This is a genomic window from Amycolatopsis sp. lyj-109, assembly GCF_046548995.1.
In the GTDB taxonomy this organism is placed as follows: domain Bacteria; phylum Actinomycetota; class Actinomycetes; order Mycobacteriales; family Pseudonocardiaceae; genus Amycolatopsis.
The window spans coordinates 1-13,424 of sequence record NZ_JAJPWR010000008.1 but is presented as its reverse complement, the minus strand read 5'-3'; the positions used below and the strand labels follow the sequence as shown (position 1 = coordinate 13,424).

13 protein-coding genes are annotated in these 13,424 nt (G+C 70.5%); 8 read left to right on the top strand and 5 right to left on the bottom strand.

Features of this window, described 5'->3' with window-relative positions:
• Positions 1–3: 3 nt before the first annotated feature.
• On the bottom strand, positions 4–2,103 hold the full coding sequence (tkt, locus tag ACLJQF_RS19140; protein WP_410610384.1) for a transketolase: 2,100 nt from the start codon (positions 2,101–2,103) through the stop codon (positions 4–6).
• Between the two features lie 293 nt (positions 2,104–2,396).
• Here tkt and ACLJQF_RS19135 point away from each other — a divergent pair, with 293 nt between their 5' ends.
• From ACLJQF_RS19135 to ACLJQF_RS19115, 5 genes are read left to right on the top strand one after another with little or no spacing between them, the layout of a single operon-like run.
• The gene (locus tag ACLJQF_RS19135) at positions 2,397–3,377 is read left to right on the top strand and encodes a heme o synthase (protein WP_410610382.1); all 981 of its coding nucleotides are present in this window, start codon (positions 2,397–2,399) and stop codon (positions 3,375–3,377) included.
• A gap of 41 nt (positions 3,378–3,418) precedes the next feature.
• The gene (locus tag ACLJQF_RS19130) at positions 3,419–3,856 is read left to right on the top strand and encodes a hypothetical protein (protein ID WP_410610380.1); all 438 of its coding nucleotides are present in this window, start codon (positions 3,419–3,421) and stop codon (positions 3,854–3,856) included.
• Between the two features lie 9 nt (positions 3,857–3,865).
• The gene (locus ACLJQF_RS19125) at positions 3,866–4,468 is read left to right on the top strand and encodes a hypothetical protein (protein WP_410610378.1); all 603 of its coding nucleotides are present in this window, start codon (positions 3,866–3,868) and stop codon (positions 4,466–4,468) included.
• Positions 4,469–4,526: 58 nt separating this feature from the next.
• A complete protein-coding gene (locus tag ACLJQF_RS19120) occupies positions 4,527–6,785 on the top strand; it encodes a HelD family protein (protein ID WP_410610376.1) in 2,259 nt (752 codons plus the stop codon).
• Positions 6,786–6,795: 10 nt separating this feature from the next.
• Positions 6,796–7,356, top strand: coding sequence for an FKBP-type peptidyl-prolyl cis-trans isomerase (locus ACLJQF_RS19115; RefSeq protein WP_410610374.1), 561 nt, complete (start codon positions 6,796–6,798; stop codon positions 7,354–7,356).
• 96 nt (positions 7,357–7,452) lie between these two features.
• Here ACLJQF_RS19115 and ACLJQF_RS19110 read toward each other — a convergent pair whose 3' ends face one another.
• Positions 7,453–8,421, bottom strand: a complete 969-nt coding sequence (locus ACLJQF_RS19110; RefSeq protein ID WP_410610373.1) for a quinone oxidoreductase family protein — start codon at positions 8,419–8,421, stop codon at positions 7,453–7,455.
• Between the two features lie 91 nt (positions 8,422–8,512).
• On the opposite strand from ACLJQF_RS19110, the gene ACLJQF_RS19105 reads away from it, so the two are divergent.
• Together ACLJQF_RS19105 and ACLJQF_RS19100 are read left to right on the top strand one after the other, a co-directional pair.
• Positions 8,513–8,812, top strand: a complete 300-nt coding sequence (locus tag ACLJQF_RS19105; RefSeq protein WP_410610372.1) for a hypothetical protein — start codon at positions 8,513–8,515, stop codon at positions 8,810–8,812.
• Positions 8,809–9,669: a RimK family alpha-L-glutamate ligase gene (locus ACLJQF_RS19100; RefSeq protein WP_410610370.1), complete on the top strand. Its 861-nt coding sequence runs from the start codon at positions 8,809–8,811 to the stop codon at positions 9,667–9,669. Before ACLJQF_RS19105 ends, ACLJQF_RS19100 begins: the two co-directional genes overlap by 4 nt.
• On the opposite strand, the gene ACLJQF_RS19095 is transcribed toward ACLJQF_RS19100, so the two are convergent.
• Positions 9,670–9,843, bottom strand: a complete 174-nt coding sequence (locus ACLJQF_RS19095) for a hypothetical protein (RefSeq protein ID WP_410610368.1) — start codon at positions 9,841–9,843, stop codon at positions 9,670–9,672.
• Between the two features lie 197 nt (positions 9,844–10,040).
• Here ACLJQF_RS19095 and ACLJQF_RS19090 point away from each other — a divergent pair, with 197 nt between their 5' ends.
• A complete protein-coding gene (locus ACLJQF_RS19090) occupies positions 10,041–11,264 on the top strand; it encodes a hypothetical protein (RefSeq protein WP_410610366.1) in 1,224 nt (407 codons plus the stop codon).
• A 42-nt stretch (positions 11,265–11,306) separates the two neighbouring features.
• On the opposite strand, the gene ACLJQF_RS19085 is transcribed toward ACLJQF_RS19090, so the two are convergent.
• Both ACLJQF_RS19085 and ACLJQF_RS19080 read right to left on the bottom strand, forming a co-directional pair.
• Positions 11,307–12,233, bottom strand: coding sequence for an acyl-CoA desaturase (locus tag ACLJQF_RS19085; protein ID WP_410610364.1), 927 nt, complete (start codon positions 12,231–12,233; stop codon positions 11,307–11,309).
• Positions 12,234–12,296: 63 nt separating this feature from the next.
• Positions 12,297–13,262: a COX15/CtaA family protein gene (locus ACLJQF_RS19080; protein WP_410610362.1), complete on the bottom strand. Its 966-nt coding sequence runs from the start codon at positions 13,260–13,262 to the stop codon at positions 12,297–12,299.
• Positions 13,263–13,424: the final 162 nt, after the last annotated feature.

Below are 13,424 nucleotides of genomic sequence, written 5' to 3'. Positions count from 1 at the left end.
CCTTCAGTTCTTGGTGTTGGCGATCGAGCGGCGGGCCGCCTCGACGACTGCTTCCGCGGTGAACCCGAACTCACGGAACAGTGTGGCGGCATCGGCGGAGGCGCCGAAGTGCTCGATCGAAACGTTCACCCCGGCGTCACCGGTGAAGCGGTGCCACGACTGGGCGATGCCCGCCTCGACGGACACGCGGGCCTTCACACCGGCCGGGATGACGGATTCGCGGTAGGCCGCGTCCTGCGCGTCGAACCACTCGACGCACGGCATCGAGACGACGCGCGCCTTGACGCCGTCGGCCTCGAGGGTCTTCTTCGCCTCGACGGCGAGCTGGACCTCGGAGCCGGTGCCGATCAGCACCACATCCGGGGTGCCGTCGGAGTCGGCCAGGACGTACCCGCCCTTGGCGACACCTTCGGCGCTGGTGCCCTCGAGCACCGGCACGTTCTGGCGGGTCAGCGCCAGGCCGGACGGGTGGTGGATGTCCTCCAGGACCGCCTTCCACGCGTACGCGGTCTCGTTGGCGTCCGCCGGGCGGACGACGTTGAGGCCCGGGATCGCGCGCAGCGCGGAGAGCTGTTCGATCGGCTGGTGCGTCGGGCCGTCCTCGCCGAGGCCGATCGAGTCGTGCGTCCAGACGTAGGTGACCGGCGCCTTCATCAGCGCGGCCAGCCGGACCGGCGGGCGCATGTAGTCGGAGAAGATGAGGAACGTCGCGCCGTACGGGCGGGTGCCGCCGTGCAGCGCGATCCCGTTGAGGATCGAGCCCATGGCGTGCTCGCGGATGCCGAAGTGCAGCGTCCGGCCGTATGGGTTGGCCTGCCACATGTCGGTGGAGGCCTTCTCGGGACCGAACGAGTCGGCGCCCTTCATCGTCGTGTTGTTGCTCTCGGCCAGGTCGGCCGAGCCGCCCCAGAGCTCCGGCAGCGGGTCGGCGAGGGCGTTGAGCACCTCACCGGAGGCCTTGCGGGTCGCGACGCCCTTGGCGTCCGGCTCCCACTTCGGCAGGTTGTCGGCGAAGCCCTCGGGCAGCGTGCGCGTGGACAGCCGGTCGGCGAGCTTCTTGCGCTCGGGGTTGGCCTCGGCCCACGCCTCGAACTTCTCGTTCCACTCCGCGTGCGCGGCCCGGCCGCGCTCGAGCGCCTGGCGGGTGTGCTTGAGCACGTCGTCCTCGACCTGGAACGACTGCTCCGGGTCGAAGCCGAGGATCTTCTTGACCGCGGCGACCTCTTCGGCGCCCAGCGCGGCGCCGTGCGCCTTGCCGGTGCCCATCTTCTTCGGGGCCGGGTAGCCGATCACGGTCTTCACCGCGATGAAGGACGGGCGGCCGGTCTCGGCCTTCGCGTTGTCGATGGCCTCTTCGATCGCGACGACGTCTTCGCCGCCTTCGACGACCTGGGTGTGCCACCCGTAGGCCTCGTAGCGCTTCACGGTGTCTTCGGACAGCGCGATGTTGGTGTCGTCCTCGATCGAGATCTTGTTGTCGTCCCAGAAGACGATCAGGTTACCCAGCTCCTGGCGGCCCGCGATGGACGAGGCCTCGGCGGTCACGCCCTCCTCGATGTCACCGTCGGAAGCGATGGCGTAGATGTGGTGGTCGAAGATGCTCTCGCCGGGCGCCGTGTCCGGGTCCAGCAGGCCGCGCTCGCGGCGGGCGGCCATCGCCATGCCCACGGCGTTCGCCAGGCCCTGCCCGAGCGGGCCGGTGGTGGTCTCGACGCCGTCGGTGTGGCGGTACTCCGGGTGGCCGGGGGTCTTGGAGCCCCACTTGCGCAGCTGCTTGAGGTCCTCGAGCTCGAGGCCGTAGCCGGCGAGGAACAGCTGGATGTAGAGCGTGAGGCTCGAGTGGCCCGCCGACAGCACGAACCGGTCGCGGCCCGGCCAGTGCTGGTCGTTCGGGTCGTGACGCAGCGTGCGCTGGAAGAGCGTGTAGGCCAGCGGTGCCAGGCTCATCGCGGTGCCGGGGTGGCCGCTGCCACAGTTCTCGACCGCGTCCGCGGCGAGCACCCGGGCGGTGTCCACGGCGCGGGTGTCGGTGTCGGTCCAGTCAGCAGGCGTGCTGCGCCGGAGGAGTGGGTTGTTCTCGCTGGTAGTGGCGGTTTCGGACACTGAACTCCAACTCCCGGTCATGATGGTTGCGGCTGGTCTTGCTCGTTCCGGTTACCCGTACGCACGGCTACTATCTCAATCGATCCCGAAGGGACGATATTCCTGCTCGCGGCCATGCGCAGGGGCAATCGCGGCCCGTCGCGGCCAGCCTAGTGCTTCGGCCGGTCGAGGACCCGCGATCACCCACGGGATTCACCACGTCTAACATCGGTTCAGGGTTCAGTCCGGCGGGTTCCTCGGTTCCACCACGCCTAACCGAGCTGGGGCCCATCGAACCTGACGCAGGGAGTGAAATGTCGCCGGTGAACGCTGCGCACGGACGCAGTGAAGACACCAGCGCCGTGCACCCGACCGGTGAGCGACCGCACGGTGACCGGCGAAGCATCCGCCGGGTCGTCGGCGCCTACGCCGCGCTGGCGAAGCCGCGGGTGATCGAGCTCCTGCTGGTGACCACCATCCCGGCGATGTTCCTCGCCGGCCGTCAGATCCCCTCGCCGTGGCTGGTCCTGGCCACGCTGGTCGGCGGGACGATGGCCGCGGGCAGCGCGAACGCGCTCAACTGCGTGATCGACGCGGACATCGACAAGGTGATGAACCGCACGAAGCGCCGTCCGCTGGTCAAGGACTCGGTGCCCCGCCGTGGCGCGCTGGTCTTCGGCTTGGTGATGGGCGTCGCCTCGGCCGTCGTGCTCTATCTCACGGTCAACCTGCTTTCGGCGATCCTGGCGATCGCGACGATCCTCTTCTACATCTTCGTGTACACGCTCGGCCTCAAGCGGCGCACGTCACAGAACGTGGTCTGGGGCGGCGCGGCCGGCTGCATGCCGGTGGTGATCGGCTGGGCGGCCGTCACCGGCACCGTGCAGTGGCCGGCGTTCGTGATGTTCGGTGTGATCTTCTTCTGGACCCCGCCGCACACGTGGGCGCTGGGCATGAAGTACCGCGACGACTACGAGCGCGCCGGCGTCCCGATGCTGCCGGTGGTCGCCACCGCCCAGCACGTCGCCCGCCAGATCGTCATCTACTCGTGGGTGATGGTGGCGTGGACGCTGCTGCTGCTCCCGGTGACGTCGTGGCTGTACGGCACCTTCGCGATCCTCGCGGGCGGCTGGTTCCTCTTCTACGCGCACAGCCTGCAGGCGGCGGTGCGGCGCGGCGAAGAGACCAAGCCGATGGCGCTGTTCCACCGGTCGAACACGTACCTGATGATCGTGTTCGTGGCGCTGGCGGTGGACTCGGCCATCGGGCTGCCGACCCTCGGCCTGCCGTTCTGAGCCCGGCGGCGTTCTTCGCGGACGTCGTCGAGTCCGGCACCGTGCTCGGCGCTGACCGGACCTGGTCGCCCGAGCAGGTGGCGGAGCTGTTCGGCGACCACTACGGCGACAACCGTTCGAGACGCTTCCTGGGGCGCGACCACGGCCTGGTCGAGTTCTTCTGGGAGCGGGCCGGCGGGCGCTGGGCGGGGACCCACTTCTCGGTGCAGGCGCACCGGCTTCGGTCCGGCGGCCCGGAGACGGTCAACCGCGTCATCCGCGACCGCTACGGCGTTTTCCCCGGGCCGGTGACGTTCGACGAGGTCGCCGCGCTGCTCGCCGCTCGCGATGTGCCGCTGGTGGAGGTGCCGTACCCGGACGAAATACGCACCTACTGGCAGCCGGCGGCGCGGATCATGGTCTACGTGGTCGCCGGGGCGGACTACGGGCAGGCCGGCGATCTCTACCGCGTCGCGAGCTCGAGCACCGGAATTCCCTGAGGCCGCCGGATGGTCAAGAAGATCGGTGCCGCCGCGGTCGCGATCGTCGTTTTCGCGCTGCTGGCCCTGCTCGGCCGCGGGAAGCTGCCGGCCTTGGACGAAACCTTGCTCACCGGCGGCTGCGCCATCCCGAACCGGATCACCGCGGTCCCCGGACCGGCTCCCGACGGCGGCAGCGTGCGGGTCGCCGAACAGGGGCCGGGTGCGGCGGTGCTGGAGAACACCAGCACTCTTGCCGCGTACCGGATCCCGGTGACGTCCGGCTCCCGGACCGTCGAGGTGCCGGTGCTCACCCCGGGACAGCGGGTCGGCGTCGTGCTCGACCGGCCCACGCTCGGCCCGGTGGTCTGGATCGCGCCCGAGGCGCTGGGCGGCTTCAGCCCGGTGACCGCCACCGTCGTCCCCGGAGGGGTCCGCTACCGCTCCGGGAACTGCCGCGCGCTGACCGGCCGCGGCGCCGCCGTGCTGTTCCGCGACCCGTCCGGGCGCATCACCGGGGGTGCACAGGTGCCGCCGGAAAGCGTCTCGTGCGCACCCGGCGAGCGGGAACTGCCGGCCGCCGTGCCGCCCGGTGGTGAGGTCTTTCCCTACTGCGACCTGCGGACGGAATGATCGCGCGGCGGCCGCCGTTACACTTCACTGGCTCTTTTTCCCTTGAGGCGAAAGCAGGATGCTCTTGTCCGTCTCCTCGGACGACCCCACCGACTTCGGCGCCGAGCTCGCCCGCGAGCAGGCGTACGTCACCACCCTCTACGCAAAGCTCGACGCCGAGCGCCTCGAAGCCCAGCGCCGCCTCGACGAGACGCTGCGGCAGACCGGCGGCACCCCGCAGGCCCGCACCGAGCGCGACGTCGCCACGACGCTCTACACCGACCGGCTCGCCCAGCTCGGCTCCGTCGAGCAGGGCCTGGCCTTCGGACGGCTCGACTTCGTGCCCGAGAGCGCCGAGGAAACCACCTACATCGGCCGGCTCGGGCTGTTCGACTCCGACGACGACTACCGGCCGCTGCTGGTCGACTGGCGGGCACCGGTCGCGCGGCCGTTCTACCTGGCCACCGCCGCCTCGCCCGACGGAGTGCGGCGGCGCCGGCACCTGCGGTCGCTGAGCCGCAAGGTCACCGGCCTCGACGACGAAATCCTCGACCTCACCGCCGCCGACCAGGGCCAGGACCTGGGCCTGGCCGGCGAAGCCGCGCTGCTGGCCGCTCTGGAGCAGCGGCGCACCGGCGAGATGAGCGACATCGTCGCGACCATCCAGACCGAGCAGGACCGCATCATCCGCGCCCCGCTCGGCGGCGTGATGGTGGTGCAGGGCGGCCCCGGCACCGGCAAGACCGCCGTCGCGCTGCACCGCGCGGCCTACCTGCTCTACACGCACCGCCAGCAGCTCACCACCCGCGGCGTGCTCGTCGTCGGCCCGAACAGCACCTTCCTGCGCTACATCGGCCAGGTGCTGCCTTCGCTGGGCGAGACCGGCGTGCTGCTCGCCACCGTCGGCCAGCTCTACCCCGGCCTGACCGCCGACGGCGTGGAGCCGCGCGAGACGATCGAGGTCAAGGGCCGGCTGGTGCTGGCCGAGGTGCTGGCCAACGCCGTCCGCGACCGCCAGCGCGTGCCCGAGCCGGTCCTGGAGATCGAGTACGAGCACGATGTGCTGCGGCTGGACCGCAAGACCTGCACCGAAGCACGCACCCGGGCTCGCCGCTCGCGGCGCCCGCACAACCCGGCGCGGCGCCTGTTCGTCTCCGACGTCCTCGACGCGCTGACCCGCCAGGCCGCCCGGAAACTGGGGGACGACCTCCTCGACGGCCAGGACCTGGCCGACATCCGCGCCGAGCTGGCCGCGGACGAGAACGTCTCCGCGGCCATCGACTCGTTGTGGCCGGTGCTGAGCCCGGAAGGCGTGCTCGACGACCTGTTCGCCGACCGCGAACGCCTCGCGCAGGCCGCCGGGAAGCTGCTGTCCCCGGACGATCGCGCCCTGCTGGAAAGCGGCCGCGACGCGAAATGGACGCCGGCCGACGTCCCGCTGCTCGACGAGCTGGCCGAGCTGATCGGCGTCGACGACACCGAGGCCCGCGTCGAGCGCAAACGTCGTGAGCGCGAGGACCGTGCGTACGCCGAGGGCGTGCTCGACATCCTCGAGCAGGACGAAGAGATCATCGACGAGGAACTGCTGCGCGTCTCCGACGTCCTCGACGCCGAACTGTTCGCCGAACGACAGCAGGAGCGCAGCGAGCTGACCGCCGCCCAGCGGGCCGCGCAGGACCGGACCTGGACGTTCGGGCACGTGATCGTCGACGAGGCCCAGGAGCTGTCGGCGATGGACTGGCGGCTGCTGATGCGGCGCACGCCGAACCGGTCGATGACGCTGGTCGGCGACGTGGCCCAGACCGGCGCGGCGGGCGGGGCGCGGTCGTGGGGCGAGGTGCTCTCGCCGTACGTCGAGGACCGCTGGCGGCTGGAACAGCTGACCGTGAACTACCGCACGCCCGCCGAGATCATGGCCGTCGCCGCGCGGGTGCTCGCGGAGGTCTCCCCGGAGCTGTCGGTGCCGTCGTCGGTGCGGGAGACCGGCGTACCGCCGTGGTCGGTGCGGCCGGTTTCGGTGGACGCGGAGCTGCCCGGACTGGTGGCGCGTGAGCTGTCCGAAGTGGACGGCGGCACGGTGGCGGTGCTGGTGCCCGCGGCCCGGTTCGACGCGGTTTCGGCGTTGCTCGCGGGGAACGGCGAGCGGCTGAGCGTCCTGACGGTCGAGCGGGCGAAGGGACTGGAGTTCGACTCGGTGGTGCTGGTCGCGCCGGACGAGGTCGTCGCGGGTTCGCCGCGGGGCCTCAACGACCTGTACGTGGCCCTGACCAGGGCGACCCGGCGGCTCGGCGTGGTCCGGACCGGTGACGATGTTCCGGCACTCTCCGTGCTTGGCTAGGGTGCCCGGCATGCAGAACATCGGGAAGATCGTGGTCGTCGCCGCGGCGGCACTGTCGCTGGCCGCGTGCGGCCAGACCCCCAAGACCCAGACGGCCGCCCCGGCGGGACCGCCCGTTCCGTCGTCCAGCGCCCCGCAGGCGCCCCAGAGCAAGGGCCGCGAGTGCACCGCGGACGACGTCAAGACGACGGGCAAGTTCGGCGAGGTGCCGACGATCACCGTCCCGGACGACTGCGACCCGCCGAAGAAGCTGGTCACGAAGGACCTGTCCGAGGGCACCGGCGAGCCGGCCAAGGCCGGGCAGAAGCTCAAGATGAACTACCTGCTGGTGACCTGGTCGGACAAGCAGAAGCTGGACAGCTCCTTCGACCGCGGCAAGACGTTCGACCTGAACCTGGGCGCGGGCGAGGTCATCCCCGGCTGGGACCAGGGCCTGACGGGCATCAAGCAGGGCGGCCGCCGGCTGCTGATCATCCCGCCGGACCTCGCGTACGGCGACGGCGGCAACGGCATGAAGCCGAACGAGACGCTGGTGTTCGTCACCGACGCCGTGGCCGTCGCCGCCGCGTGACCCCAAGCGCCCCAAGGCGGCCTTCGGTGCGTCAGACGCACCCAAGGCGGCCTTCGGTGCGTGAGACGCAACCAAGGCCGCCTTGGGGCGCTCGGGTCAGGGGATGAGCAGGAGCTTGCCGGTGGTGCGGCGGGCCTGCAGGTCCTCATGGGCCTTGCGGGCGTCGGCCAGCGGGTACTTGCCGCCGATGCGGACGTTCAGCTCGCCCGCGAGGATGGCGTCGAACAGCTCCTTCGAACGCCAGTCGATCTCCTCGCGCGTACGCGTGTAGTGCACGGACGTCGGGCGGGTCAGGTACAGCGAGCCGCCGGAGTTGAGGCGCTGCGGGTCGATCGGCGGGACCGGGCCGCTGGAGGCGCCGAACAGCGCGAGCAGGCCGCGGACCTTCAGGCTGGCCAGGCTGCCGTCGACGGTGTCCTTGCCGACACCGTCGTAGACGACGTCGACGCCCTCGCCGTTCGTCAGCTCGCGGGTGCGCTTGGCGAAGTCGTCGCGGTCGTAGCGGATGACCTCGTCGGCGCCGGCCTCGCGGGCCAGCTTTTCCTTCTCTTCGGTCGACACGGTGCCGATGACGCGGGCACCGCGCGCCTTCGCCAGCTGCACCAGGAGCAGGCCGACGCCGCCCGCGGCCGCGTGGACGAGCACGTCGTGGCCCGGCTTGACCTCGAAGGTCGAAGCGACCAGGTAGTGCGCGGTGATGCCCTGCAGCATGGTCGCGGCGGCGGTCTCGAGCGAGACGCCTTCGGGGACCCGCACGGCGACCGACGCGGGGACGAGCTTGCGGGCCGCGTAGCTGCCGATCGACCCTTGCCAGGCGACGCGGTCGCCGGGCGCGAAGCCGGTGCCGTCGGCCGCCTCCACGACCGTGCCGGCACCCTCGAGCCCGAGCACGACCGGCAGTTCCATCGGGTAGATGCCCTGGCGCTGGTAGGTGTCGATGTAGTTGACCCCGGCCGCGGCGACGTCGACCAGGAGCTCGCCGGCCTCCGGGGCGCGGACGTCCACTTCGGCCGGTTCGAGCACTTCCGGGCCGCCGGTCTTCGTCACCTGTACTGCGGTGGGCATGGGTCCTCCTCGGGTCGGTTCTCCCGGGTGCAACTATGGCCGAGGCCACGCTGTTCCGCGTTCCGGCGGCTTGTTGGTTATCGTTCGGGACGTGACTTCAGAAGAAACCGTCGTTGCGCCGACCAGCGCGCAGCTGGCCGCGGCCCGCAAGTTCGTGAAGGCGCACGGCAAGCCCTCCCGCGCGGTGGTGGAGAACATCGGCCGGGCCGGAGCCCGCGTGGTCCTGGTCGGCGCGGATGGCGCTCTCGGCGACGTCGTGGTGCCTTCGGCGGCGACCGGCGAGGCCCTGATCGAGGCCGTCGAGGACCTCGCACCGGCGACGTGGGACGCGGAGACGGTCAACCAGACGAAGATCGGCCCGGAGCACCGCAGGAAGATGGCGGGCAAGTGAGCCCCACGGCGGTCCTGGTCAGCTGCGCGGAGCTCCCATCGGGCGACGGCGACGACGACGCTGTCGTACCTGCGTTGGCTGCGCTGGGCTTTTCGGTCTCGTGGGCGCCCTGGGACTCGTCGTTCGACTTCTCCTCGGCGGACGCGGTGATCCTGCGCGCGACCTGGGATTACGACTCGAGGCGGGCGGAGTTCCTGGACTGGTGCGAGTCGGTCCCGTCGCTGTTCAACGCGGCGTCCGTGGTGCGGTGGAACACGGACAAGTCGTACCTGGTGGAACTGTTGGACGCGGGTCTGGCGGTGGTGCCGACTTCGCTGGCCTCGCCTGACTCCCCGGCCCGGTTCCCGTCGTCGGAGTTCGTGGTCAAGCCTTCGGTGGGTGCGGGTTCCCGCGGAGCGGCCCGGTTCGCGGCGGGCGCTGACGCTTCGGCGCACGTGGCCGCGCTGCACGCGGAGGGCCACACCGCGTTGATCCAGCCGTATCAGTCCAGTGTGGACAGCGAAGGTGAGCTGGCCCTGGTGTACTTCGGCGGGGTCTATTCCCACGCGTTCGCGAAGGGCGCGATGCTCGGTTCCACAATGGACCCGTCGGGGCTGTACCTGACCGAGCAGCTGGACAAGGCCGAGCCACCGTCCGACGCGGTGGCGTTGGCGGAGGACGTCCTGGACGCGGCATCGGCGTTGCTGGGGATCCTGCGGGCGGAGCTGCTGTACGCGCGGGTCGACTTGGTGCGGGGTGCGGACGGCAAGCCGTTGCTGCTGGAGCTGGAGCTGACGGAGCCATCGCTGGGCTTCCGCCAGACGGACCCGGCGGCGGCGACGCGGTTCGCGTCCGCGGTGCGGCAGCAGCTGGCGTAGTCACCGGCCGGCTCGTGGCGCGAGGGCCAGTGCCACCGTGACCACGGCTCCTATCGCCGTGACGGTCAGCGACCCGGTGACCAGGTAAAGCCCGCCGATCCCGGTGAGACCGGTCTTGATCGTTTTCCCCGCGAGCCGGTCTGGGGCAAGTTTGTCCGTCTTCTTCTCCGTCACCGTGACACCCCTTCCGTGGTGTACTAGGACACCTCGGATAGATGGTGGCTGACGGGGTGCTGTGCCGGGCGTGGTCATTCGTGTCCGACAGATGTCTTTCGTCGTCGGTCGGTTGTCGGTTCCGTTCGGGTCATCGTCTGTCCTTGCCGAGGACATGTCGATCATTGCCCTGCTCCCGCGACGAAGCGGAGGAGACCGTGGCCATCCGGTCGGACGGCCCGCTCGCCGGTGGATCGCCGGCGCGAGCGGACATCGAGGTCGCTTTGCGGTGGCTCGCGACTCGCAAGGACGGTACGCCGCCGAGATTTCTCCGCTACGCGATCGAAGAACCGGCGAGTGGGTCGGCAGTCGCCCTCGGCTGTTTGGTCGAACCGACCGCGTCTCTGGAGGCAGCTGAGTCGGAATCGCTCGCCTTCGCAGTGTGGGGACTGATGGTCGACGAGATCGGCAAACTGGGCTCGGCCGAGACATCGCGTCGCCGCTGCACGCTGATGGCCGCTTTCCGGTTGCCGCCCGTTCCGGCAGCCGAGACGGGGTGGAAGGCGACGCTCGATGACCGGTTCCACCAGTTGGCCGGACTTCCGGGGGTGTTCGGTGATCCGCGGCCGACCACGACGACGCCCATGCACAAGGCTTGGCGGCGGGCAGTCGGCAAACTGGCGGACTGTTTGGCGGAGAAGCTCGAGTTGTTGCGGCAAGACGGCCGGGCGTGGCAGGGCTACGCCGAAATCGGCCGGAGAGCCGCGGAGCAGCCACCTCGCCGTCTTTCCTCGGATCGGCGAAGTGGTGGCGGATCGCGATTCCGGGCACCGTCGCCCGGCGCGCAACCGGTGTTCGTGGAACGCATGCTCGTCAGAGTGGTCATGCATCGCCGGCAGGTCTCTCGGCGCATGACGGAACGCGACGTCGTCGCCCGCGAAGACGGAGTCGACGGGTTCGACGTCCTGGCGTCGGCCGGCCGGACCGCCGACCTTTCCGAATTGCCGGTGAAGGCGATCTGGGCTTGCCGCCTCTCGACGCCGCGTGCCGGGCCGCCGGCCCCGGCGCGGCTCCAATTCCCGAAGGTGCTTCGCCGGGGAGACCGGCATCACTTCGTTTCCGAGACTTGGGACGACGACCCCGAAGACTGGAAGCGATGGATCGGCGTGGTTGTGGATCACCACGGCATCGCGCCAGGAGCCTTCGATGACCACGGCCGGCCCATCGCCGGACTGACGGTGCAGGTGAACTGCGATCCTCAGTGCCTGCCCGATGCCTGCTGGTGGTATGCGGAGCAAACCGAACCCGAACGGTTGAGACGACCACCGGACGGCGATCGCCATCTCCTCGAGGTCGGCGACGGCTTCGTGGAGCACACTTTCGAAGAACCGTGCCAACCGCGTGAGGAGTACGGGATCTTCTTCAAGTGGCCGGTTGAGTGATGCTGAACGATGACCGACGTTGCTTGGGCGTCGGCCGGACCCCTACGGACTCGTGGCCCGCTTCGCGGCCAGCCGATCAGCCCTCGGCCACCGAACATCCGTCGCCCACCCGAACCGCTCGAACGCCCAGATCACCCGCGCCGAAACATCCACCTGCCCCCGCAGCACCCCGTGCCGCGCGCAAGTCGGGTCAGCGTGGTGCGAGTTGTGCCAGGACTCGCCCATCGACAGCAGCGCCAGCGGCCAGAAGTTCGCCGCCTTGTCGCGGCTGGCGAACGGCCGTTCCCCGATCAGGTGGCACACCGAGTTCACCGACCACGTCACGTGGTGCAGGAACGCGATCCGCACCAGGCCCGCCCAGAAGAACGCCGTCACCACGCCCCACCAGGACCATGAGATCAGGCCGCCCAGCACAGCCGGGAGGGCCAGGCTCAGCGTGATCCACAGCCAGAAGTAGCGGTTCACCCAGCGGACGTCCGCGTCCGCCACCAGGTCCGGGGCGAAGCGGTCCGCGTTGGTCACCTCGCGGCCGAACATCCAGCCCATGTGCGCGTGCCAGAAGCCGCGCAGCAACGCCGACGGCGACGTGCCGAACAGCCACGGCGAGTGCGGGTCGCCCTCGCGGTCGGCGAACGCGTGGTGGCGGCGGTGGCTGGCCACCCAGAAGATCACCGAGCCCTGGACCGCCATGCTGCCCGCGATGGCCAGCACCACCCGGAGGGGCCGCGACGCCTTGAACGCGCCGTGGGTGAAGTAGCGGTGGAAGCCGACCGTCACCCCGAGCGTCGCGAACGTGTAGAACGCCGCGGCGAGGATCAGGTCGATCCAGCTCATGCCCCAGCCCCAGACCAGCGGGACCGCTATCAGGAGCGCCGCGAACGGCACCAGCAGGAAGGTCTTGAGCACGATCATCTCGCCGGTGCCGCGGCGGTGGGAGATCAGCGGCTTGGGCGCGGTGCGCGACGTCATGGCGCGAACAGTAATACACGGCCGGGACGGGCACGCCGACGCGGAGTTACGGCCGCGTTGACGTCAGGCGGCCGTGAGCTCCCGGGGCGCCGCTGTCAGCGATGTCACCGGGCCACGGTCGCGGCTGCCGGTCCACAGTGACGCCGTCGCGATGATGACCGCCATCGCACCCAGCACGTGGAACGACACCATCGCCTCCGGCACGCCCAGCGCGTACTGCAGCGAACCGAGCCCGCCCTGCGCGACCGCGACCACCCAGACCACCGTGTAGCGCCGCCAGAGGCTCTTCGGGGCGCCGGCGCGCAGCAGCTGGAGGCCGAACACCGCGAGCAGCAGCAGGTAGAGCACCAGCAGTCCGCCGTGGACCTGGGCGAGGGTCTCGACCGGGGCGTCGAGGCGGTGGGTGTTGATGTCGCCGCTGTGCGGGCCGGCGCCGGTCACCGTGGTGCCCGCCGCGAGCACGAGCCACATCACGGCGGCGAGCAGGACCAGGATCGTGCGGCCGGCCGCCGGGACCAGCGGCCGCGGGGGCTCGTCGCCTTCGCGGAACGCGCGCAGCAGCAGGACGGCGAGCCAGACGAGCGGGGTCGTCGCGAGGAAGTGGATCGCGACCGTCCACCACTCCAGCTTCGCGAGCACGGTGAGACCGCCGACGACGGCCTGCAGCACGACACCGCCGGGCATCGTCCAGGCCAGCTTCACCAGGCGCTTGCGGTCCGGGTGGTCGATCTGCACCCGCCACGCCGTGACGACCGCGACGGCGGCCACCAGGATGACGACGCCGGTGAGCAGCCGGTTGCCGAACTCGATCCACTGGTTGAGCGCGTCGATCCCGGAGTCGTGCTTCGGCACGAGGCTGCCGGCCACGCACTGGGGCCAGGTCGGGCAGCCGAGCCCGGAGCCGGTGACGCGCACGATCGACCCGGTGACGCCGATCAGCGCCTGCGCGAGGACCGCGGCGATCCCGACGGCCCGCTGCACGGCAGCGGAAGGAAACGGCAGACGGGCGACGAGGCTGGTGAACGGCACGGCATCGATGGTAGAGCGCCCGGAAAACGCGCTTCCGGCCGGTCCTGCCGCGGCTGGTCGTGAGTGGTAATTCGGGTTAGAACCCTAATTACCACTCACGACCAGGTGACCACCCTCTCAAGTGCGCTGGGTCGCCGCCTTGAGCGCCGCCTTCGCGGCCTC

Excerpts from the sequence above, each read along its gene's own strand:
- ACLJQF_RS19135 (WP_410610382.1), top strand. The coding sequence starts at position 2,397 with ATGTCGCCGGTGAACGCTGCGCACGGACGCAGTGAAGACACCAGCGCC.
- ACLJQF_RS19125 (WP_410610378.1), top strand. The coding sequence starts at position 3,866 with ATGGTCAAGAAGATCGGTGCCGCCGCGGTCGCGATCGTCGTTTTCGCG.
- ACLJQF_RS19085 (WP_410610364.1), bottom strand. The coding sequence starts at position 12,233 with ATGACGTCGCGCACCGCGCCCAAGCCGCTGATCTCCCACCGCCGCGGC.
- ACLJQF_RS19110 (WP_410610373.1), bottom strand. The coding sequence starts at position 8,421 with ATGCCCACCGCAGTACAGGTGACGAAGACCGGCGGCCCGGAAGTGCTC.
- ACLJQF_RS19115 (WP_410610374.1), top strand. The coding sequence starts at position 6,796 with ATGCAGAACATCGGGAAGATCGTGGTCGTCGCCGCGGCGGCACTGTCG.
- ACLJQF_RS19120 (WP_410610376.1), top strand. The coding sequence starts at position 4,527 with ATGCTCTTGTCCGTCTCCTCGGACGACCCCACCGACTTCGGCGCCGAG.